Here is a 20687-nt window from a genome sequence, read left to right on the forward strand (position 1 = left end):
ATATTCGGTATTTCAGGAAAATGGCGCGGTTGACGGGGCTCGAACCCGCGACCCCCGGCGTGACAGGCCGGTACTCTAACCAACTGAGCTACAACCGCGCATTTAGGGTCTATGTGCGATCCATTAACCCGGATCAAAGGCTGGCAGCGATGGCGCGGTTGACGGGGCTCGAACCCGCGACCCCCGGCGTGACAGGCCGGTACTCTAACCAACTGAGCTACAACCGCCCGCTGCCCGTTCGTTGCTGAACGTTGGGGTGTATTATGGCCACGCCCCGGCATCGTCAAGCGGGGTTTTGAAGTTTTTTTAAAGAAGGCAGAAATTGTTTCCGGGCTTCGCGACACACCTTCTTCGGAACCAGACCTTTCCGAAGCTACCGCAAGACCCCAAACACACTTTATCTAAAATGATTCTTAAACATGGAAATGTCGAAATATCCAAGGATTTTTCCTTCAATCGATTCCATCGAAGTACACTCATAAGTTGTATGCTTTCTAAAAAACCCGAACATAATCCTCGATATATCTGTATCTAGCAAAACGACCTTTTGGGCGGCTTGAAACCCCCGCCATTATTCAGCCACATTGCGTGTGCAAGAGGCGACACTGCCCCCACAAAATCAAAAATACGTGTCGGCAAACTTGCGCAGGCAAGTCTCGAAGTGAAGTATCCCAGCGGATAACAAAATCTCGGGTTACGAGATCGGAAGGAAGCTTAACGCAATCAAAAGTCATGATTTGTGATGACCTATCGGTTGCGTTGTTAATGATGGAAATAGCGGAATGTCAGTTGCAAATCAGAATTACCCGGGCGCCAGCCCAACCGGTCATGAATATGTTGACGGATTGATTTGGGGGACCTCTTGGAACCTTGGCACAAATAACGGAGGACCGGCTGGCACGATTACCTATTCATTCGGGGACTCGTCGGTTCAGGGCTTCGTAGATTTTCTCCCCCATGAAAAACAGGCGTTCCGCCAAGCCCTGGCCGTGATCGAACAATACATCCCGATTGATTTTGTCGAGGTCAATTTCCTATCGCCTCAGGGGACGCCTTATTACGAAAACATCTCGTGGGGTCTAGTTACAACCCAATCCCTTGATGGCGGCCTCGGCGCACACCAAGTGCCCGGAAGCGATCCCATTCTGCAAGGGTTTGGTATCAACACCCTGTTTGGCTGGTTCGCATACGATACTCCTCTGTTCAGCCAATCCGCGCTGGCAAAGGGCGGCGAAGGATTTGCAACCATTGTGCATGAGATCATGCATGGCCTCGGCCTTGCACATCCGCATGACAATGGTGGACAATCAACCGTCTTCGATGGTGTGACACAGGCGTTCGATGACTATGGAACCGATGGTCAGAACCAAGCCGTCTACACGATCATGTCCTATAATTCTGGCTACCCGCAGGTTGTGCCACTGCCTTCGTTCAACTACGGCGGCGTAGCCTCGCCCATGGCACTGGACATCGCCGCTCTTCAAGCGATTTATGGAACCACGTCAAACAATACGGGCAACAACGTCTATTCTTTGAAAGGGTCCAATGCTCCCGGCACCTATTGGGAAGCGATCTGGGATACGGGTGGAACTGATACAATTTCAGCCAGTGGCCTTTGGAAAAGCGTGAGGATCAGCCTGAAGGCAGCTGATCTGGAAGGCCACGATGCTGGGGGAACGCCGTCGCACGCGGCCGGGGTCAGCGGTGGCTTCACGATCGCCAATGGTGTTGTCATTGAAAACGCTGCTGGTGGCCACGCCGGAGACTTCCTTTATGGCAACGACGTTGCAAACCTCATGGTCGGTAATGGTGGCAATGACCTGATTGCAGGCGGAAATGGCAACGACACCATTAAAGGCGGCCAAGGAAACGATTTCTTGATCGGTGGTCAAGGCAACGACACCCTGACCGGCGGCAACGGTTTGGACAATTTCATCATCAAAGACAGCGATGGCAACGACACCATCACAGGTGGCCTTGGGATTGATACCCTCTCGTTCAACGGCTCATCTGCTGCGACCGTGGATCTGTCGGTTACGACCGCTCAGGATACCGGATACGGCATGGATACGATCACCTTGGTCGAAAACGCCGTAGGAACTGCGCAGGACGATCAGCTTACTGGCGATGATCTGGCAAACACCTTTATTGGTAACGATGGAAACGACACGCTTGACGGCCAGAAAGGCGCGGATCTGCTTCAGGGTGGCGTTGGCAAAGATACGATTTCCGGTGGCAATGGTTGGGATACACTGCGTGGTGGCAACGGCTCTGATATCATTGACGGTGGTCTAGGAAATGATGCGATCTTCGGTGGCAAAGGGATCGACACGATCATCGGCGGCGCCGGCGTGGATACGATGACCGGCGGTATCGGAACGGATACGTTTGTTTTTAATGATATCACCGACAGCGGTACCAAAGGGTCTCTGGCCGACAAGATCACGGATTTCACCCAAGGCGAAGACAAGATCGATCTGAGCGGTATCGACGCCAGCACGGTTCTTGTTGGCGATGACGCTTTCGTCTTCAACGGCACGACCCCAATCGGATCGTCCGACGAAGGTGAGATCTATTTCGTCAAGCAGGACAACGCTGGCACGGCATTCGACCAGACCCTGGTTTACGTTGACACAGACAATGACAGTGATCCTGAGATGGTCATCAAGCTATCTGGTCTACACGACCTGACAGCGAACGACTTCATCCTGTAAGGCTGTATGCGAAATCAACAGGCAGCAGGTTTATGCTGCCTGTTTTTTTGTGTCCGCAGCATAGAAATTTTACCCTTTGGGTACCCTTGCAAGCCTGCGGAACACTCTGTATTAGGCGCGCTTATGGGTGATTAGCTCAGTGGTAGAGCGCTTCGTTCACATCGAAGATGTCAGGAGTTCAAATCTCTTATCACCCACCATTCCTCTCATTGGTAGGCACCATCCAAATTTCCTTGTCTTGACGGATACTTGCCAGATTTCTCCTGGGCTGCGTATCCTGTTTTGGACGGCCGCATAATTTTGTGGCGCCTTGGGATGGAGTAGGATCGTGGCCAGATTGAAGCGGGACATCGGCCTCGTTGGGCTAACCTTCATCTCGGTTGGTGGAATCATTGGCTCTGGGTGGCTATTTGGTCCGCTGCTGGCGGTGCAACATGCAGGGCCTGCTGCCATCTTTTCATGGATCATTGGCGCCGCGGCCATGTTCATTCTGGCAATCACCTTCGCCGAAATATCGGCCATGCTGCCGATCCCAGGGGGCATCGCGCGGGTGCCGCAGTTTTCACATGGCAATATCGTCTCGATGACGATGGGTTGGACCGCCTGGATCGGCTATAACACCACCGCCCCGATCGAGGTCGAGGCGATGCTGAAGTACCTGGCCCCCTACGCCCCTTGGCTCCACACAGCAGACACAGGTGACCTGTCTGGCGCGGGAATCACCGTGGCGCTGTTCTTCATGCTGCTGTTCGTCGCGGTTAACGCGTTAGGCGTCAAGTTCTTCACTCAGGTGAACGCGACGCTGACATGGGCCAAGATCGCAATTCCAATCGTATTGGCCGCCTTGTTGATCGGCAATCGGTTCGACACTCAGAACTTCACTCAACCAGATGGATTCGCACCCTATGGGCTGCAAGGCATCATGGCTGCTGTCTCGACCGGAGGCGTTATCTTCTCCTTCATCGGCTTTCGTCATGTGGTTGATATGGCCGGTGAGGTTCGAAACCCCAAATTCGCCATCCCTGCCGCACTGATTCTGTCCATCGTGCTTTGCGCGTTGATCTATGTGGGCTTGCAAATCGCCTTTATCGGTGCACTCGACTCGAAAATGCTGAGCAACGGTTGGGCCAGCTTGAGTTTCGGCGGTCAGGGCCCGTTGGACGGCGTCATCATATCGGTCGGGTTTGTCTGGTTCCTGAGCGTACTGAACATCGGGTCGGTCATCGGTCCGTTCGGCAATGGCCTTGTCTCAACCGGATCAAATGCGCGGATCGCTATGGCTTTGGCAAAAAACGGATTTTTACCGTCACGCCTGATGATGCTGTCGTCGTTCGGAGTGCCCCTTTGGGCACTGGCACTGAATTTCCTGATCGGTACCCTGTTCCTGCTGACGGTTCCCTTTACCACTGTCATCGCCTTGAACGGCGCCGCCATCGTGCTGTCTTTTGCAGTCGGCCCTATCGCCGTCGTGTGCCTGCGCCATCTGATGCCGGATCGCCCCAGATCCATCCGCATCCCCGCCGTGAAACTGGTTGCGGTCTCGGCCTTCGCCATCGCAACCCTTGTGGTTTATTGGAGCGGTTGGGACACGGTCTGGCGTCTGGGTGTCGCCCTTGCCATCGGGATGGCCCTGCTGCTGGTACGGTTCCGCAACAGGTTGGATGAGATGGACGTGACCGAAGCGCTATGGCTGCTCCCTTATCTGGTGGGTGTCGGCCTGATCTCATATCTCGGACAGTTCGGGGATGGCGCGCTGAAGCAAATCCCGTTTGGGTGGGATATTGCGCTGTGCGTGTTGTTTTCTGCTGTGATCTTTGGGTTGGCAGTACGTTCTGCCCTGCCCCAGGAAAAGTTCCAGGAATACATCGACGAAGAAGAGATTCTGGACCCGAAAAAACCCATCATTGGTTTGTAAAAAAGGCGGGGTCTCCCCCGCCTTTGATTTGCTCAATGCGCTGTTGCCGATGGGCTGGCACCTTCGGCCGCTTTGGCTGCTGCTGCGGCGGCCTCTTCTGCGGCTTCATCCCATTCGACAGGCTCAGGCTCGCGGATCAGCGCGTGTTTCAGAACTTCCGAGACATGTGTAACCGGGATGATTTCCAACCCTTCTTTCACGTTGTCCGGAATTTCCGCCAGATCCTTTTCGTTTTCTTCCGGGATCAGAACGGTCTTGATACCACCGCGCAGAGCCGCCAGCAGCTTTTCTTTCAAACCACCAATCGGCATCGCGTTACCACGCAGTGAAACCTCACCCGTCATCGCGATATCCTTGCGCACCGGAATACCGGTCAGCACAGACACGATCGAGGTCACCATCGCCAAACCGGCGCTTGGGCCATCCTTGGGCGTGGCACCATCCGGCACGTGGACGTGAATATCCAACGTGTCGAATTTCGGCGGCTTCACCCCGATCTGGGGCGAGATTGACCGCACATAGGACGAAGCCGCGTCAATGGATTCTTTCATCACATCGCCCAGCTTACCGGTGGTCTTCATCCGACCCTTACCCGGCAGTTTCAGCGCCTCGATATGCAGCAGGTCGCCACCTACGGATGTCCACGCCAGACCGGTGACCACACCGACCTGATCATCTTGTTCGGCCAGACCATAACGGAATTTCGGCACGCCCAGGAATTCATCCAGATTGTCAGGCGTAACAATGACTTCTTCCGCCTCATTCTTGATGATCTTGGTCAGCGATTTCCGCGCTACCTTGGCGATCTCACGCTCAAGGTTCCGCACGCCCGCTTCGCGAGTGTAAGTGCGGATCATCTTTTGCAGCGCCTCATCCGTCAGTTCAAACTCCTTGGCTTTCAGACCATGGTTTTTCACTTGTTTGCTGATCAGGTGCTGCCTGGCGATCTCGCTCTTTTCTTCTTCGGTGTAACCGGCCAGCGGGATAATCTCCATCCGGTCCAGCAGAGGCCCTGGCATGTTGTAACTGTTCGACGTGGTCAGGAACATCACATTGGACAGGTCATATTCGACCTCAAGGTAATGGTCCATGAACGTGCTGTTTTGCTCAGGATCCAACACCTCAAGCATGGCCGAGGCCGGATCGCCACGGAAGTCCTGACCCATCTTGTCGATCTCGTCGAGCAGGATGAGCGGGTTCGTAGTTTTTGCCTTTTTCAGCGCCTGGATGATCTTGCCGGGCATCGAGCCGATATAGGTCCGACGGTGGCCGCGAATCTCGGATTCGTCGCGCACGCCACCCAGCGAGATGCGAATGAACTCGCGCCCCGTTGCCCGTGCAACCGATTTACCCAAGCTGGTCTTACCAACACCCGGAGGACCGACAAGGCACAGGATCGGGCCCTTCAGCTTTTTCGAACGCTGTTGAACTGCCAGATATTCGACGATCCGTTCCTTGACCTTTTCCAGGCCATAGTGATCGGCATCCAGAATGTCCTGCGCCCGGCCCAAATCCTTTTTGACGCGGGATTTGGTGCCCCACGGCAGTGACAGAATCCAGTCCAGATAGTTACGAACAACGGTGGCCTCAGCCGACATTGGGCTCATGTTGCGCAGCTTTTTCAGCTCGCCTTCAGCCTTTTCACGCGCCTCTTGCGACAGCTTGGTCTCGTTGATCTTGGCTTCCAGCTCAGCGACTTCATTACTGCCGTCCTCGCCGTCGCCAAGCTCCTTCTGAATGGCCTTCATCTGTTCATTCAGATAATACTCGCGCTGCGTCTTCTCCATCTGGGATTTGACGCGCGTCTTGATCTTTTTCTCGACCTGCAGAACCGACATTTCGCCCTGCATCAGACCATAGACCTTCTCAAGCCGCTCGCTAACGCTGAGGGTTTCCAGCAGTTCCTGCTTTTGCTCGACCTCGATACCCAGATGACCTGACACAAGGTCGGCCAGCTTGGCAGGTTCGGCGGTTTCACCAACGGCGGTCAAGGCTTCTTCGGGGATGTTTTTGCGCACTTTTGAGTAGCGCTCGAACTCATCCGCAACGGTGCGCAGAAGCGCCTCGGTCGTGGTGACATCGCCCGGAATTTCGGTCAAATATTCGGCACGAGCCTCGAAAAACTCTTCATTTTCAAGGAACTCGGTGATCTGCACGCGTGCTTGACCTTCGACCAGCACCTTTACGGTACCATCGGGCAGCTTCAGCAACTGCAAAACATTGGCCAGAACACCCGAGCGGTAAATTCCGTCTTCTGCCGGGTCATCATCACCCGGATCAATCTGGCTAGACAGCAAAATCTGTTTGTCGTCCTGCATCACCTCTTCCAGTGCGCGGACGGATTTTTCCCGACCCACGAACAGCGGTACGATCATGTGCGGGAACACCACAATATCGCGCAGCGGAAGTACGGGGTATGAGGAATTAAGGGGCTCTTGCATGCTCAATCCTTATCGTTGGCAAGATGGCTCCGGTCCCTGTTCAGGCAACGCTCGGCCATCTCCTGTCTTGGACGTTAAAGGTGGGGCCTCATCGCCCTTTTTCAACCTTACCGCCATGTATCGCGATTCAGAATGGCCCGAGGTTTAGCGGACTGCAAGGCGTCCAACGAACATATCCACGGAATTTAACAAAACATGCCAACAAGGTTTAGAATGCGTGCGTTAGAACACCCTTTGAACTGCACGAGACAGAAAAAACCCGTGCCCGTCCTCATTTTTGCACTCCAAACCCGTCTTCGAGGAATGGCAAACAAATCCACCGAATTTACCAGTCACACCATATTCGGCCCGATCAAATCCGTCGCGATGACGGTTGAGAGGACGGCACAGCATTTCGACCGGCCCGGTATTTGCCATGAAGAAATCATGCCCCCAATCGGATTGGCAATTAGACGGGCGCGGCATGGCTGGATCACCCCGGCGCTCGATGATGGTGCAGTAGATATCTGCGGCGTTCAGCTCTTGCCCGACCGAGCATTGGATGTTTTCCGACGGAGTTTCAAAAGTCCAGACGTCGGCATAAGCCGACGTCACAATCGCAGATAGAACAAGTAAGAATCCAAATAGGCGAGGCATCGTAACCCCCAACGAAAAACAGAAAATTTCTTGGTTAATCAGTCTGTAGATTACCAAAAAATCAACGTTCTGTCATCAAGGGTTCAGCGCTACAGCGGTTCGATATCGCCTTGCGCGCTCTGTGCGTGAAACTCTGCCTGCCATGCCTCGAATGTTCCGGCTGCAATGGCATCTCGCATGCCCTGCATGATTTCCTGAAAGTAATGCAGGTTGTGCCAGGTCAACAGCATGCCCGAGATCATCTCCTTAGACCGGAACACGTGATGAAGGTAGGCCCGCGAATAGTTCGAACAGGCCGGGCAAGAGCATGCCTCATCCAGTGGTCGCGGATCATCGGCGTGACGGGCGTTCTTAATGTTCACAACGCCATAGCGAGTGAACACCTGGCCAGTGCGCCCCGAACGTGAAGGCAAGACGCAGTCCATCATGTCGATGCCACGCGCAACTGCGCCGACGATGTCGTCCGGCTTGCCGACCCCCATCAGATAACGCGGTTTATCGGTGGGCAAGAAGTCAGGCGCATAGTCGAGGCAATCGAACATCGCTTCCTGCCCCTCACCCACAGCCAGACCACCGACTGCGTAACCTTCGAAACCGATGGCTTTCAGGGCCTCAGCGCTTTCTTCGCGCAAGTCCTGTTCCAAACCGCCTTGCATAATGCCGAACAACGCGTGACCAGGGCGATCCCCGAAGGCTTCGCGTGAGCGTTCGGCCCAACGCATCGACAGGCGCATCGACTCGGCGATGCGGTTGCGGTCGGCAGGCAAGGCGGGGCATTCGTCGAAACACATGACAATGTCAGACCCCAGCAAGCGCTGAATCTCCATCGACCGTTCCGGCGTCAGCTCGTGTTTGGATCCATCGACATGGGATTTGAACGTCACGCCCTTTTCGGTCAGCTTGCGCAGACCGGCCAGTGACATGACCTGAAACCCACCCGAGTCCGTCAGAATGGGTCGGTCCCAGTTCATGAATTTGTGCAACCCACCCAACCGGTCGATACGTTCCGCCGTGGGACGCAGCATCAGGTGATAGGTGTTGCCCAGCAGAATATCCGCCCCGGTCGCCCGCACACTTTCCGGCATCATCGCCTTGACCGTCGCTGCGGTGCCCACTGGCATAAAGGCCGGCGTGCGCACTTCACCCCGCGGCGTGTTAATCACACCGGTTCTGGCCTTGCCATCGGTGGCTTTCAGGTCAAATGAAAAACGCTCGGTCATGGGGGGGTGCCTCGGGGTCTCTGAACCGGGCAGCATTTGCCCGATCTGTCGGTCCAATGCAACCCGTCAGGGAAGCGAGGCGACGCGGTCTGTGAACAGATTCACCACCCCTGCCCCATCTACATCCCGACACACACGAACCGGAGGTCGCGAAGGATCGGGACGAGTCGCGCCAACTTCAGCCCCCTCGGTCGCCACGCGCAACCCTGTTTCGACCATATCGAACATTGGTTCATGGGTGCAGGCAATCACAGCCGTCGAGTCGTGTAACCCACATCCCTCTAGCCCGCCAACCTCTTTGTAGAACTTCAAATAGAACCGAGAGATATCGCGCAGGAACCCTCCCATATTCGGTGATCGGCCCGCCAACGCCTCGAAATCCGCGGTTTCATAAAGGGTTTTCAACGTCACATCCAAACCCACCAATACGGTCTGTGGTGGTGCGGCAAATACCTTATCTGCAGCCTGGGCGTCGTGATAGATGTTGGCTTCGGCGAATTGAGTGACGTTCCCGGGGCAGTAAACCGCGCCCCCCATGATCACCAACCGTTTGATATTTGTCGCAAACTGCGGATCCAAACGCATAGCAGCGGCGACATTCGTCAGTGGACCAACTGCGCAAACGACTAACTCGTCCTTATGCTCACGCGCCATATCGACCAAAAACTCAGCTGCTGTCAGCGTATGATTGGCCCCAATCTCTGGAATCTCGGTCACATCGCCAAAACCTTCAGGCCCATGCACATGATCCGAGGGGTCATGACTACTTTGTCCCACTGCAAAGGCCGCACCTTCGGCCACTGGTACTTCCAACCCCAGTTTATCCAGCAAAAACCGCGCATTGCGGCTGGATTGGTGAATGTGTGTGTTACCGAAAACCGTCGTCAGACCGATCAGGTCAATCTCGGGCGCGGCGGCGGCATAAGCGATGGCCATGGCATCGTCGATGCCGGGGTCTGTATCAATGATCAGTTTCATAGCGCCCGATACCGCAAACAAGACGGGATGCAAAGCGGTCACATTCCTGAACTTCCACCCCGCATCCGCAGCTTCAAAGATTTGCATCTGCGACTGTTCACCCCATACCAGAGTTGAAATCGGGCGACTCAATCCCCACATGTATACCATAGTACACAATAAAAGAGGACAGATATGATCGAAGACCAGATTATTGGCTTGCTGACGTCCAATATCATTTACGTGCTGGCGGCGGTGCTGATCGTCGTTGTCATTTTCAAGGGCATTAAAATCGTCCCTCAATCGGAAAAATACGTGGTCGAACGGTTTGGCCGCCTGCATTCGGTGCTTGGCCCCGGCATCAATTTTATCGTTCCTTTTCTGGATGTTGCACGTCACAAGATATCTATTTTGGAACGCCAGCTGCCCAACGCGACCCAAGATGCGATTACCAAAGACAATGTTCTTGTGCAGATCGACACCTCGGTGTTTTATCGCATTCTCGAACCGGAAAAGACGGTGTATCGTATCCGTGATGTAGACGGTGCGATTGCGACAACTGTGGCCGGTATCGTACGGGCGGAAATCGGTAAAATGGACTTGGATGAGGTCCAATCGAACCGCGCACAACTGATCGAACGCATTCAGGAAAGCGTCGAAACCGCCGTGGACGACTGGGGTATCGAAGTGACCCGGGCCGAGATTCTGGACGTGAATTTGGATCAGGCCACCCGCGACGCGATGCTGCAGCAGCTGAACGCGGAACGCGCCCGCCGTGCGCAGGTAACCGAGGCCGAAGGTCAAAAGCGCTCGGTCGAGCTGCAGGCAGATGCCGAACTGTATGCCGCCGAGCAAACCGCCAAGGCGCGCCGCATTCAGGCCGAGGCTGAAGCTTATGCAACCGGCGTGGTCGCCAAGGCCATTCAGGATAACGGCATCGAAGCCGCGCAGTATCAGGTTGCCCTGAAACAGGTCGAGGCTCTGAACGCCCTGGGCAACGGCACCGGTTCGCAAACGATCGTTGTGCCCGCCAATGCGCTGGAGGCCTTTGGCGACGCCTTCAAGATGCTTAAAGGAGGAAAATAATGGCTGATCCCTTCTGGCTGACCTGGTGGCTATGGCTGGCCGGAGCGCTGGCCTTGGGTATCCTTGAGATCGTACTGCCCGGCTTTATCTTTCTGGGCTTTGCGATCGGGGCCGCTGTTACAGGGGTGTTGCTGGTTATCCCCGGTCTCACACCGTCTCTGCCAATCCTTCTGTTGATCTTTGCGGCACTGTCGCTGATCGCCTGGTTGGTGTTGCGCCGGGTGTATTCCCTGCCCCATGGTCAGGTGAAAACCTTCCGGCACGACATTAACGATTAAAAGTTTCTGGCGCCCCTCAGGGGGCGTCATTGCGCCTCTGGACGCTGCCGTTGGCTTTCCCTATATAATTGCTCAGGTAACAGACCCGAGGCACAAATGACTCATCCGAGTGAACACCTAGAAGGCACCCCACTGATTGCACCTTCGAGCGTTGAACACCCCCTATATGACAACGTGGTAGAAGCATGCCGCTCGGTCTTTGACCCTGAAATTCCAGTGAATATCTACGACCTTGGTCTGATCTACACGATTGACATCACTCAAGAAAACGCGGTGAAAATCATCATGACGCTAACCGCACCCGGCTGCCCGGTTGCCGGTGAAATGCCTGGTTGGATCGTCGAAGCGGTAGAGCCCGTCGCGGGCATCAAAGAGGTTGACGTCGAGCTAACATGGGAACCCCCCTGGGGCATGGAAATGATGTCCGACGAAGCGCGACTTGAGCTTGGCTTTATGTAAGCCGGGCAAATATCCCCCTGACATAAAAGCTTTATATTTCTGTCATCACCGCGTTGAAAAACCGTTACCAAAACCTGGTGATAGTTTCCACGTGTCCATGCTTGCACCCCACCAAGCGCTGGCCGGGCCTGTGCTTGCCCCCCCGTTAAAGACCCGGCTTAACGACCAGAACACTAGACCGCTCTTGCCCGAGAGCGGTCTTTTTCATGGCAAAGCACAACTTATTGCACGCCACATTTGGATTTAATTTCCGCCGCTCGTTCATCCAAGGCTTCTACATAATCGCCTGACAACATGGACAATCTCTTGTTTTCGGTTCCTGTTATTAGACCCAAAAGCGCCCCAGCGGGCAGAATTGATACCACACTTTCCACTTGCTGATCCTGCGCATGCTTTTTTTCGGCTGCAATAGCGCGCAAGTCGCCTTCGGCAGTTGCACAATTAACGGGATGCCTTTTTAACTTTGCCTCAGCCAAGGCCGCGCTTGAAAGTAACGGAGACATGGCAACAACTGACGCCAATGTAATGCTTTTGCAGGTAAATTTAATCTTGGTCATTTTGCTTCACCCTATATCTAACTGCCTGAAATTGCCCATGCTCAGCTAAGGTCAGCTTGTTTCAAAACGCAAGAACAATCCCCAAAGTCGCGAATTGTTAGGTAAGAATGGCTGCTATGCCTTGAGCCATTGCCTGGTCGGCACTAAATTGAAGGCTACGCGCGACAACGGAGATCACAATGTTCGGCATTCCCGGCAAACAGGCCGTGACCATGACGCCTAAGGCGGCAGAGCAGATTGCCCGCCTGATGGATACTGGCGGCCATGCGGGCCTGCGCATCGGCATCAAAAAAGGTGGCTGCGCTGGCATGGAATACACGATGGACTATGTCGATCAGCCAGAAACGAACGACGAAGTCGTAGAACAGGATGGCGCGCGGATCATGATTGCACCGATGGCGCAGATGTTCCTGTTTGGAACCGAGATCGACTATGAGGTCTCGCTGCTGGAATCCGGGTTCAAGTTCCGCAATCCAAATGTCGTTGACGCTTGTGGGTGTGGCGAATCGATTAAGTTCGACGAAAAACTGTCTTCTCAACCTTAAGTCCCCCGAAGTTAACGACCCCCTACCTTCGACTGCGGTGGAAGCTGCCGTTTTGATGGCTGCGCTGGAACCGCAATTGTCAGCCCGAGCTGGCGATGCTATCCGGTTCCAGAATTTACGAATTTCAAGGAGATCGGGATATGCGGCGCAAGCTGGCGGCTGGGAATTGGAAGATGAACGGAACCACAGCAGCGCTGAGCGAGTTGGACGCTCTGGCCCGCGCCTTTCCTTCGCCGACGATCGACATTCTGATCTGCCCGCCTGCAACGTTGCTGCACCGTGCCGTCGAAACTGTACGCGAGACCGGTGTCGCCACTGGAGGACAGGACTGTCACGCTGCGCCCTCGGGCGCGCACACGGGTGATATCAGCGCGGATATGCTAGTCGATGCCGGAGCCAATGCCGTCATTCTGGGCCATTCCGAACGTCGCGAAGATCACGGTGAACAGAACGAAACCGTCCGCGCCAAGGCCCGCGCAGCCATGGATGCCGGGTTGAAGGCGATCATTTGCGTCGGCGAAAGTCTGGAACAGCGTGAGGCCGCCAATACGCTGGATATCATCGGCGGCCAATTGTCGGGTTCGATCCCGGATCAGTCGACCGGTGAGAACCTGATCGTCGCTTATGAGCCGATCTGGGCCATCGGCACAGGTAAGGTGCCTACGCTGGAAGAAATCGGAGAGGTTCACGACTTTATCCGCAACCGTCTGGAGCGGCGCTTCGGCGAAGGAGTCGGGCGGTCCGTGCGCCTGTTGTATGGGGGTTCGGTCAAGCCCAACAATGCCGCCGATATCTTTGCCGTGTCGAATGTGGACGGCGCGCTTGTCGGTGGCGCCAGCCTGAAGGCGCAGGACTTCTCGGGCATTATTGATGCGCTGCAAAAGGCCTGAGCGGTAGCTCAGGCCAGTTTCATTGTCACCAGACCTGTCACGATCAGAACCGCCGCGATGATACGCGCGGCATTTACTGTTTCGCCCAACAGCATGATTCCGACAAGAAACGCCCCTACTGCGCCGATGCCGGTCCAGATGACGTAGGCCGTGCCCAAGGGCAGTGTACGCATCGCCATGGCCAGCAAACCGAACGAGCCAACCATGGACACCCCCATGATGGCGGTCGGCCAAAGCCGCGTGAAACCCGCGGATTGCTTCATGGCGACGGCCCACACGATTTCAAGCAGGCCAGCGAACAACAGATAAATCCAGGACATAGGGACACCTCGAAACTCTTCGGGTCGTCCCGTATGATCACCCTAATGGGGAGGTCGTCCTCTGCCACCGATGTGGGAAGGTTGGCCACAACTTCAAGTGGCTGGCAAAGAAAAAGGCCGGGCAGATTGCGCTGCCCGGCCTGAACGAAGGGTTCTCTTCGCTAGTTCGTTATGATTTCCGGCCCCATGAAGGTATTGGGCAGGAAGGTCGATATCCACGGGATATACGTCACCATGATCAGGAAGACGAACAGGACGGCCAGGAACGGCAGCGCCGCCTTCACCACACCCATCATCGGCATGCCCGCCACGCCGGATGTCACGAACAGGTTCAAACCGACTGGGGGCGTGATCATCCCGATCTCCATGTTCACCACCATGATGATGCCCAGATGGATCGGGTCGATGCCCAGCTCAATCGCAATCGGAAAGACCAGTGGTGCAACGATGACCAGTAGACCCGAAGGCTCCATGAACTGACCGCCAATCAGTAGGATCACGTTAACCACGATCAGGAACGTCACCGGCCCCAGACCAGCCGAGAGCATGGCGCTGGCGATGTGCTGTGGCACCTGTTCGTCTGTCAGCACATGCTTCAGGATCAGCGCGTTGGCAATGACGAACAGCAGCGTGACGGTCAGCTTACCGGCCTCGAACAAGGTGTGTTTGGTGTCAGGGTGGAAGAAGGCCGTGATCAGTGCATAGGGTTTCTTGATCAGCGACAGGTTCGCCTGACCCTCTTCCGTGCTAAGTGGCCCCATATCCTTGTAGACAAAGCTAGCAATCAGGAACGCGTAGACGGCCGCCACAGCCGCAGCTTCGGTTGGGGTAAAGATACCGCCATAGATCCCGCCAAGGATGATGACGATCAGGAACAGCCCCCAACCGGCTTCGCGTGCCGAGGTAAAGACCTCGCCCCACCCTTTCCATTCACCTTTCGGCAGGTTCTTGACCTTAGCCATGACATAGATGGTGATCATCAGCATCAGACCGGCCATCAGGCCCGGAATAACACCGGCAAGGAACATACGCCCGACCGAGACTTCAACGGCCGCGGCATACACAACCATCACGATTGACGGTGGGATCAGAATGCCCAGCGTACCCGCGTTACAGATCACACCGGCGGCGAATTCCTTGGAATAGCCCACTTGGCGCATCCCGGCGATCACAATCGAGCCGATGGCCACAACAGTTGCCGGAGACGATCCGGACAGCGCCGCGAACAACATACAGGCAAACACGCCCGCGATTGCAAGACCGCCCGGCAAGTGGCCCACACAGGCAATCGAAAACCGGATGATCCGCCGCGCTACACCGCCCGTCGTCATGAATGATGACGCGAGGATAAAGAACGGGATCGCCAGCAGTGTGAAATGCCCCTCAAACGCTTCGAACAACGTGCCAGCCACCGAAGCCAGCGAACTGTCGGAATACATCAGCAGGAACAGGGTCGAGCTTAGGCCCAGAGCCACCGCAATCGGAACCCCGATCAGCAGCAGGCCGATGACCATCGAGAAAAGGAATACAACGTCCATCAGTCATGCTCTCCTTGCTGAGCGCGCACTTCTTCGATCTCGTCCTCAACCTCATGGCTGGCGACAATACGATCGGCCTCGCCCCGCCAAATCTGAATGGCGGCCTGCGTAAAGCGGATCACCAGCAGCAGCATCGACAACGGTAGGATGAAATACGGGACGACTTTAGGCAGTTTCTCGTAGGCCTCGTCGTAGTTGATCATCGCTTCCAAGAATCGCAGCGGCGCGACCATGGGGATATCGTCGACCTCGTAGAAACTCTGACTGCGGGCGTCGAAATTGAAACCTGTCGGGAACCAACGGCCCGACGTGGGCGGCAGGTCAGCGAATACAGCCCAATAGTCATACGCGCCTTTGAGCATCAGCAGCGAAAACACCAGACAGCACCCCACTGCAACTAACGCCAGAACACGACGTGGCGCCGGGGCCAGCATATTCAGGATGGCATCCACACCCAGATGCGCGTGCTTTTTCACCGCATATGACGCCCCCAGCAGCACCAGCCAGCCAAAGGTGAACACCGTCAGCTCAAGCGCCCACAGAATGTTGGAATTGAACACGAACCGCGCGATCACATTGGCAAAGGTCACGGCCGTCATCAGGCCCAGCAACAACGCGATCAGGGTTTCTTCGATATGGTCGACCAGCCCGCCTTGGCCGGATTTCGCACCAGACATCTCTTTAGTCCCCGCAAATTTTTTGTGATGAGAGTGATAGCGGGCGGGCCTGTTATGTCGGCCCGCCCGGCCTGCGCGTCAGCAACTCCCCAGCCCCCTGACGCGCGGCCTCAACCGGGATCAGAACCCGGCGTTGATTGCCTGAGCAGCGTCGATCTTGTCCTGACCCACGTCGTCGGCGAACTTGTCCCAAACCGGTTTCATCGCATCGACCCAGGCCTGACGCTGTTCGGGGTTCAGATCACGAATGATTCCACCCGCGTCGGTGATCGAGGCTTTGGCCGCTTCGTTCACAGAAAAGGCTTCTTTGTTCCGGGTCTCGGTAACCTCTGCCAGAATGGTCAGAAACTGTTCACGCACTTCTGGATCAAGGCTGTCCAGCCAATCCACCGAGGTTACGACCAGATAGTCGATAATGCCGTGGTTGGTCTCGGTGATGCCGTCCTGCACCTCAAAGAACTTCTTGCCATAGATGTTCGACCAGGTGTTTTCCTGCCCGTCCACAACGCCCTGTTGCAGCGCGCCGTACACTTCCGAGAATGCCATTTTCTGCGGGCTGCCGCCGATGGCCTCCATCTGTGCAACCAGCACGTCCGAAGACTGTACGCGGAACTTCAGGCCATCCGCATCCGACGGATCGACCAGCGGCTTGTTGGCCGACATCTGCTTCATGCCATTGTGCCAGAACGCCAGACCTTGCAGGCCACGGCGCTGCATGCTGTCTTTCATTGCCTGACCTTCCGCCGAGGCCTGGAATGCATCCACAGCGTCGATGTTCTTGAACATGAACGGCAGGTCAAACAGGCGGAACTGCTTAGTGAACTTCTCGAATTTCGACAGCGACGGTGCAGCCAATTGCACGTCGCCCTGCAGCATCGCCTCAAGCACCTTGTCGTCGTTATAAAGTGTTGAGTTCGGATAGACCTCAACGCACATCACGCCGTTCATCTCATCATTCACGCGCTGTTCCAGCAGCGATGCCGCGATGCCTTTGGGGTGCTTATCAGTGTTCGTCACATGCGCAAACTTCACAACGATTTCACCATCGTCGCAAGCCGCCATGCCAGTCGTCGCAATTGCGGACAGTGCAATCGCCGTTGCAGCGGTTGTCAGAAATTTCATCAGCCTTTTCCTCCCGGACTTCCTAGATACTCCAATTGGCGCTTGATTAGCGCCGGATGCCGGGAAGTGAACTGAATCAGCAGGTACGGCTCAACGATTTGTTACAACGCGCCACATTCGAATTTTTTCCCTTTTAAATTAGTCTGTTAAATGGTGAGCTTTCGATTAACCTATAACGCAATATGACCCGCTGTGTGAAAATCCGCACACGCCTGACGATCGTTGTGCGGATTTTCGCACTTCTCTCGAATCACTTCGAGAGAATCAGGTCTCTCTTGGCTTGATCCAACCGCAGCCCGCGCCAGCGGGCTGCCCTGCCCAACGCCTTTAACCGCATGATAATGCGGTCAAAGGGGACGGGAGAACCTGCGACTACCTGCGGTAATCCTCTGGGCGAATCTGATATCTGGCCAGTTTGTCATAGAAGGTTTTGCGCGGCAGCTTCAGCGCCTTTGCCGCCTCTGATGCCTTTCCGTTGTGCCGCCCCAGCGCTGCAATCAGCAATGACCTCTCAACCCGCGCCATCTGTTCGCTCAGCCCCAAGTCGACGGCTTGTGAAACCTCTTCGGGCATCCCCAGAACAAACCGCATCGCCGCAGACATCAAGGATCGCGCGTTCCCTGGCCATTCTCTGACCATGAGCGTGGCGAGATGATCCGATGTTATCTCGGGTTCCGCAATGCCCGACTGTTCGGCGGCCTGAGCCACATAGTGGCGAAAGATCACCGGTATATCCTCTGGCCGTTCCCCCAAAGACGGAATGCGCACGCGCATCACATCCAAGCGATAGAACAGGTCCGCATGAAACCGCCCCTCAGCAGACAGTGCGGCCAAGTCCGCCGTTGTGCCCGCCAAAATACGCGCACCCACGCCCTGCTCGACCAACTCCAGCGCGGCATACTGAGTGGCCTCTGGCATAGCTGAAATCTCATCCAAAAACAGTGATCCCCCCGCGGCATCTTCGCAGACCTGGATCAGCGCCTCAGGCGTCAAACCCGATGACGGCTGTTTCACGAACGAGCCATGAACCTGCGGCGACATCAGATGAACGACCTCGGCCACTTTCGAAATCCCGCTGCCTGCGGGCCCGGTAACCAGCACCTCGGCCCCGGTGGGGGCGACAGTCCGAACACGCTCTCTCAACGCTTCGGCCTGTGCGGATAGACCGAACAGCAACCGCGCGGCCGGATCTCCGCGCATCAGTTCGTTCTTCAAGGCTCGCCGTTCCAAAACCTGAGCGCGAGCAGCAAAAGCCTTATTTAACACCTCAAGCAGGTCCGCAGCCGCACAGGGTTTTTCCAGAAAATCGAAAGCGCCCTGTCCCATGGCCCGCACTGCCATGGGAATATCCCCTTCGCCTGTCAACAGAACAACCGGCAGTTCCGGGTCGACCTCATTGGCGTAGTTCAAAAGGTGAAACCCGTCCCGCCCCGGCATGCGGATATCCGACACGATCACACCCGGAAAATCATCACGAATGTGGTCCTTGGCCGCCACAAACGACCCCGCCGTGACCGGATGGTATTCTGCTAATTCCAGCGTCTGCGCCAATGCCTCGCGAACGGCGGCGTCATCATCGACCAATAGAACCTTGCGCGTCATGCCACTTTATCTTCCCGGTAATATTCAAGCTCGACCGTAAACATCGCACCTGTTCCGGCGTTGAACCCCCGAATGTTACCGCCAAAACTCTGTACCAGACCATACGAGATCGAAAGGCCAAGACCCATCCCTTCGGACGAACCAACAGCCTTTGTCGTGTAGAACGGCTCGAACAGTTTTTCCGTGTTTTCAATGCCCGGCCCGATATCTCGCACAGTAACAGTCAGCTTCTTTCCGTTGTTGATTGCAACTCGAATAAGCCGATCATCCTGCTGGCTCATCGCGTCTGCGGCGTTGTTGATCAGGTTTACAAAGACCTGAACCAGCCGCACTTCCCCGCCCCACGCATATACCGGCGTTTCTGGGGGATGCCATTCCATCGTGACGCCCTCGGTACGCAGGCGCGCTTCGGTCAGCTCCACAGCCGTGTCAATCACCTGCACCAGATCGACCTTGCCCATTGGCTCACTTTCGTTGCGGGCAAAAGCGCGCAGGTTTTTGATGATCCGCGCCATCCGGGCGGCCATATCAGAAATGCGTGTCAGGTTTTCGCCAGCCTTTTCTGCGCGACCTCGCGACAGGAACGCAGCCCCATTGTCAGCAAATTGACGGATCGCCATCAGAGGTTGATTCAATTCATGACTGATGCCTGCCGACATCTGACCCAATGCGCTTAGTTTGCCGGCCTGAATAAGTTCCTCTTGCGCGTGTTTCAACGCGGCCTCAGCCTCTTGCCGCTCGTGAACCTCGCGGCGCAAAGCAGTGTTGACCGCCGTCAGAGCATGGGTGCGCTCGGCGACGCGAATCTCAAGTTCCGAATTGGCCTCGGCCAGGGTACGCCTGCGCTCGGTCGCCAGAAACAGCAGGGCGCCAAAGGCCAGGCAGATCGCCGCAACGGTAGCCGCCTGCAATCCGGCCAGTCGCCGTGCGGGCGCCACATCCATGACCACTTCGCCCGTCATACCGATCACCGGCAAATCCCGACTGAGATGTAAGGCGCGCTGCGGCAGATATGGCCCCCACCCCAGCTGCCATAACTCGAACGAACCAAGGCGGGTTTCGGAAAACACAACCCTTTCACCGCTCGGAGGGATCAATCCCAATTGCCCCTCTGTGCGTTGCCAAAATAACAGTTCGGATCGGTTGGAAATGAACACCAAGCCGGTGCGATCAACAAAATACACGGCTTCTGTACTACCGCGCCAGGTCTGCTCGATACCCTCGACATCGGCGATGACGATCAAAGCGCCTAAGACTTTACCATTGGGTGCAAAGTCCGGCGCAGCGTAGGTGAAAATCCGGCTTCCCATCTTGGGCAGGACGCCGTGGGAACTGCCTAATGCGCCTTGCATCGCACGTTCGAACGCAGGTTGACCCGAAACATTGCCGCCTACAACGTCATGCGCTGCCGCCAATACGCGCCCCGAAGCATCAGCATACAAAACATCGACAGCCGCAGTTTTGTCAGCAACCTCCAGCAACAAGGCACGGGCAACAGCCAAATCCACAGGATTGTTCAGGTTGCGCAATTCAGGGTGCCCTGACATTAGAACGGCCAGCTCCTGATACACCTGCAACTGAGTACTGAGCCGATCTGCAGCCAATTCCAGATCCGCTTCTGCCTTTTCACTCAGCTGCGACAGCGCCTGCCGATACCCATAAGACCACACCCCGGCGGACAACAGCCCGACGGCACACAGAAAACCCAAGATCAACCAAACCCTTTGCAT

18 protein-coding genes and 3 tRNA genes are annotated in these 20687 nt (G+C 55.8%); 8 read left to right on the forward strand and 13 right to left on the reverse strand.

Annotation, left to right across the window (positions count from 1 at the left end; genetic code table 11):
* Positions 1-21: 21 nt before the first annotated feature.
* Positions 22-98: transfer RNA gene (locus tag ACR0AL_RS03745), tRNA-Asp, on the reverse strand.
* Positions 99-150: 52 nt separating this feature from the next.
* Positions 151-227 (reverse strand) — tRNA-Asp (locus ACR0AL_RS03750).
* A gap of 555 nt (positions 228-782) precedes the next feature.
* Between ACR0AL_RS03750 and ACR0AL_RS03755 the strand changes: the two genes are divergently transcribed.
* From ACR0AL_RS03755 to ACR0AL_RS03765, 3 genes are all read left to right on the forward strand, one after another.
* On the forward strand, positions 783-2714 hold the full coding sequence (locus ACR0AL_RS03755) for a M10 family metallopeptidase (RefSeq protein WP_170348571.1): 1932 nt from the start codon (positions 783-785) through the stop codon (positions 2712-2714).
* Positions 2715-2839: 125 nt separating this feature from the next.
* Positions 2840-2914 (forward strand) — tRNA-Val (locus ACR0AL_RS03760).
* A 128-nt stretch (positions 2915-3042) separates the two neighbouring features.
* Positions 3043-4629, forward strand: a complete 1587-nt coding sequence (locus tag ACR0AL_RS03765; RefSeq protein WP_480662012.1) for an APC family permease — start codon at positions 3043-3045, stop codon at positions 4627-4629.
* Between the two features lie 32 nt (positions 4630-4661).
* Here the strand turns inward: ACR0AL_RS03765 and lon are convergent, their stop codons facing one another.
* The 4 genes from lon to ACR0AL_RS03785 all read right to left on the reverse strand — a co-directional run bounded on the left by lon (position 4662) and on the right by ACR0AL_RS03785 (position 9904).
* Positions 4662-7070 carry an endopeptidase La gene (lon, locus tag ACR0AL_RS03770; RefSeq protein ID WP_480662014.1) on the reverse strand — a complete coding sequence of 803 codons (2409 nt, stop codon included), beginning with the start codon at positions 7068-7070 and terminating at the stop codon, positions 4662-4664.
* A gap of 222 nt (positions 7071-7292) precedes the next feature.
* Positions 7293-7706 carry a DUF6636 domain-containing protein gene (locus tag ACR0AL_RS03775; RefSeq protein WP_170348568.1) on the reverse strand — a complete coding sequence of 138 codons (414 nt, stop codon included), beginning with the start codon at positions 7704-7706 and terminating at the stop codon, positions 7293-7295.
* An 89-nt stretch (positions 7707-7795) separates the two neighbouring features.
* Positions 7796-8926 (reverse strand): tRNA guanosine(34) transglycosylase Tgt, encoded by a 1131-nt coding sequence (tgt, locus tag ACR0AL_RS03780; RefSeq protein ID WP_480646546.1) that lies wholly within the window; start codon positions 8924-8926, stop codon positions 7796-7798.
* A 66-nt stretch (positions 8927-8992) separates the two neighbouring features.
* A complete protein-coding gene (locus ACR0AL_RS03785; protein WP_170349397.1) occupies positions 8993-9904 on the reverse strand; it encodes a nucleoside hydrolase in 912 nt (303 codons plus the stop codon).
* Between the two features lie 174 nt (positions 9905-10078).
* Between ACR0AL_RS03785 and ACR0AL_RS03790 the strand changes: the two genes are divergently transcribed.
* The 3 genes from ACR0AL_RS03790 to ACR0AL_RS03800 all read left to right on the forward strand — a co-directional run bounded on the left by ACR0AL_RS03790 (position 10079) and on the right by ACR0AL_RS03800 (position 11706).
* Positions 10079-10969 (forward strand): SPFH domain-containing protein, encoded by an 891-nt coding sequence (locus ACR0AL_RS03790; protein WP_170348566.1) that lies wholly within the window; start codon positions 10079-10081, stop codon positions 10967-10969.
* A complete protein-coding gene (locus ACR0AL_RS03795; RefSeq protein WP_170348565.1) occupies positions 10969-11247 on the forward strand; it encodes an NfeD family protein in 279 nt (92 codons plus the stop codon). Before ACR0AL_RS03790 ends, ACR0AL_RS03795 begins: the two co-directional genes overlap by 1 nt.
* A gap of 96 nt (positions 11248-11343) precedes the next feature.
* Positions 11344-11706, forward strand: a complete 363-nt coding sequence (locus tag ACR0AL_RS03800) for an SUF system Fe-S cluster assembly protein (protein WP_170348564.1) — start codon at positions 11344-11346, stop codon at positions 11704-11706.
* Positions 11707-11927: 221 nt separating this feature from the next.
* On the opposite strand, the gene ACR0AL_RS03805 is transcribed toward ACR0AL_RS03800, so the two are convergent.
* Positions 11928-12263 carry a hypothetical protein gene (locus ACR0AL_RS03805; protein ID WP_480646544.1) on the reverse strand — a complete coding sequence of 112 codons (336 nt, stop codon included), beginning with the start codon at positions 12261-12263 and terminating at the stop codon, positions 11928-11930.
* Between the two features lie 179 nt (positions 12264-12442).
* On the opposite strand from ACR0AL_RS03805, the gene ACR0AL_RS03810 reads away from it, so the two are divergent.
* Both ACR0AL_RS03810 and tpiA read left to right on the forward strand, forming a co-directional pair.
* Complete coding sequence (locus ACR0AL_RS03810; RefSeq protein WP_480662016.1) at positions 12443-12808, forward strand: HesB/IscA family protein; 366 nt, start codon at positions 12443-12445, stop codon at positions 12806-12808.
* Positions 12809-12948: 140 nt separating this feature from the next.
* Positions 12949-13698, forward strand: a complete 750-nt coding sequence (gene tpiA, locus ACR0AL_RS03815; protein WP_480646542.1) for a triose-phosphate isomerase — start codon at positions 12949-12951, stop codon at positions 13696-13698.
* 8 nt (positions 13699-13706) lie between these two features.
* On the opposite strand, the gene ACR0AL_RS03820 is transcribed toward tpiA, so the two are convergent.
* The 6 genes from ACR0AL_RS03820 to ACR0AL_RS03845 form a co-directional block, all read right to left on the reverse strand.
* Complete coding sequence (locus ACR0AL_RS03820; protein ID WP_170358254.1) at positions 13707-14018, reverse strand: DMT family transporter; 312 nt, start codon at positions 14016-14018, stop codon at positions 13707-13709.
* A 161-nt stretch (positions 14019-14179) separates the two neighbouring features.
* The gene (locus ACR0AL_RS03825) at positions 14180-15556 is read right to left on the reverse strand and encodes a TRAP transporter large permease (protein WP_170348559.1); all 1377 of its coding nucleotides are present in this window, start codon (positions 15554-15556) and stop codon (positions 14180-14182) included.
* A complete protein-coding gene (locus ACR0AL_RS03830; protein ID WP_170348558.1) occupies positions 15556-16233 on the reverse strand; it encodes a TRAP transporter small permease in 678 nt (225 codons plus the stop codon). The genes ACR0AL_RS03825 and ACR0AL_RS03830 overlap by 1 nt, the downstream gene beginning before the upstream one ends.
* Positions 16234-16353: 120 nt before the next feature.
* A complete protein-coding gene (locus ACR0AL_RS03835; protein ID WP_302476798.1) occupies positions 16354-17355 on the reverse strand; it encodes a DctP family TRAP transporter solute-binding subunit in 1002 nt (333 codons plus the stop codon).
* Positions 17356-17727: 372 nt separating this feature from the next.
* Positions 17728-18957 carry a sigma-54-dependent transcriptional regulator gene (locus ACR0AL_RS03840; RefSeq protein WP_480662018.1) on the reverse strand — a complete coding sequence of 410 codons (1230 nt, stop codon included), beginning with the start codon at positions 18955-18957 and terminating at the stop codon, positions 17728-17730.
* A complete protein-coding gene (locus tag ACR0AL_RS03845) occupies positions 18954-20687 on the reverse strand; it encodes a sensor histidine kinase (RefSeq protein WP_480662020.1) in 1734 nt (577 codons plus the stop codon). The genes ACR0AL_RS03840 and ACR0AL_RS03845 overlap by 4 nt, the downstream gene beginning before the upstream one ends.

The sequence above is a fragment of the Ruegeria sp. BB1 genome, assembly GCF_056539465.1.

Excerpts from the sequence above, each read along its gene's own strand:
- ACR0AL_RS03845 (WP_480662020.1), bottom strand. The coding sequence starts at position 20,687 with ATGCAAAGGGTTTGGTTGATCTTGGGTTTTCTGTGTGCCGTCGGGCTG.
- ACR0AL_RS03810 (WP_480662016.1), top strand. The coding sequence starts at position 12,443 with ATGTTCGGCATTCCCGGCAAACAGGCCGTGACCATGACGCCTAAGGCG.
- ACR0AL_RS03785 (WP_170349397.1), bottom strand. The coding sequence starts at position 9,904 with ATGAAACTGATCATTGATACAGACCCCGGCATCGACGATGCCATGGCC.
- ACR0AL_RS03795 (WP_170348565.1), top strand. The coding sequence starts at position 10,969 with ATGGCTGATCCCTTCTGGCTGACCTGGTGGCTATGGCTGGCCGGAGCG.
- ACR0AL_RS03775 (WP_170348568.1), bottom strand. The coding sequence starts at position 7,706 with ATGCCTCGCCTATTTGGATTCTTACTTGTTCTATCTGCGATTGTGACG.
- tpiA (WP_480646542.1), top strand. The coding sequence starts at position 12,949 with ATGCGGCGCAAGCTGGCGGCTGGGAATTGGAAGATGAACGGAACCACA.
- lon (WP_480662014.1), bottom strand. The coding sequence starts at position 7,070 with ATGCAAGAGCCCCTTAATTCCTCATACCCCGTACTTCCGCTGCGCGAT.
- ACR0AL_RS03800 (WP_170348564.1), top strand. The coding sequence starts at position 11,344 with ATGACTCATCCGAGTGAACACCTAGAAGGCACCCCACTGATTGCACCT.
- tgt (WP_480646546.1), bottom strand. The coding sequence starts at position 8,926 with ATGACCGAGCGTTTTTCATTTGACCTGAAAGCCACCGATGGCAAGGCC.
- ACR0AL_RS03820 (WP_170358254.1), bottom strand. The coding sequence starts at position 14,018 with ATGTCCTGGATTTATCTGTTGTTCGCTGGCCTGCTTGAAATCGTGTGG.
- ACR0AL_RS03790 (WP_170348566.1), top strand. The coding sequence starts at position 10,079 with ATGATCGAAGACCAGATTATTGGCTTGCTGACGTCCAATATCATTTAC.
- ACR0AL_RS03830 (WP_170348558.1), bottom strand. The coding sequence starts at position 16,233 with ATGTCTGGTGCGAAATCCGGCCAAGGCGGGCTGGTCGACCATATCGAA.
- ACR0AL_RS03835 (WP_302476798.1), bottom strand. The coding sequence starts at position 17,355 with ATGAAATTTCTGACAACCGCTGCAACGGCGATTGCACTGTCCGCAATT.
- ACR0AL_RS03805 (WP_480646544.1), bottom strand. The coding sequence starts at position 12,263 with ATGACCAAGATTAAATTTACCTGCAAAAGCATTACATTGGCGTCAGTT.
- ACR0AL_RS03840 (WP_480662018.1), bottom strand. The coding sequence starts at position 18,957 with ATGACGCGCAAGGTTCTATTGGTCGATGATGACGCCGCCGTTCGCGAG.
- ACR0AL_RS03825 (WP_170348559.1), bottom strand. The coding sequence starts at position 15,556 with ATGGACGTTGTATTCCTTTTCTCGATGGTCATCGGCCTGCTGCTGATC.
- ACR0AL_RS03755 (WP_170348571.1), top strand. The coding sequence starts at position 783 with ATGTCAGTTGCAAATCAGAATTACCCGGGCGCCAGCCCAACCGGTCAT.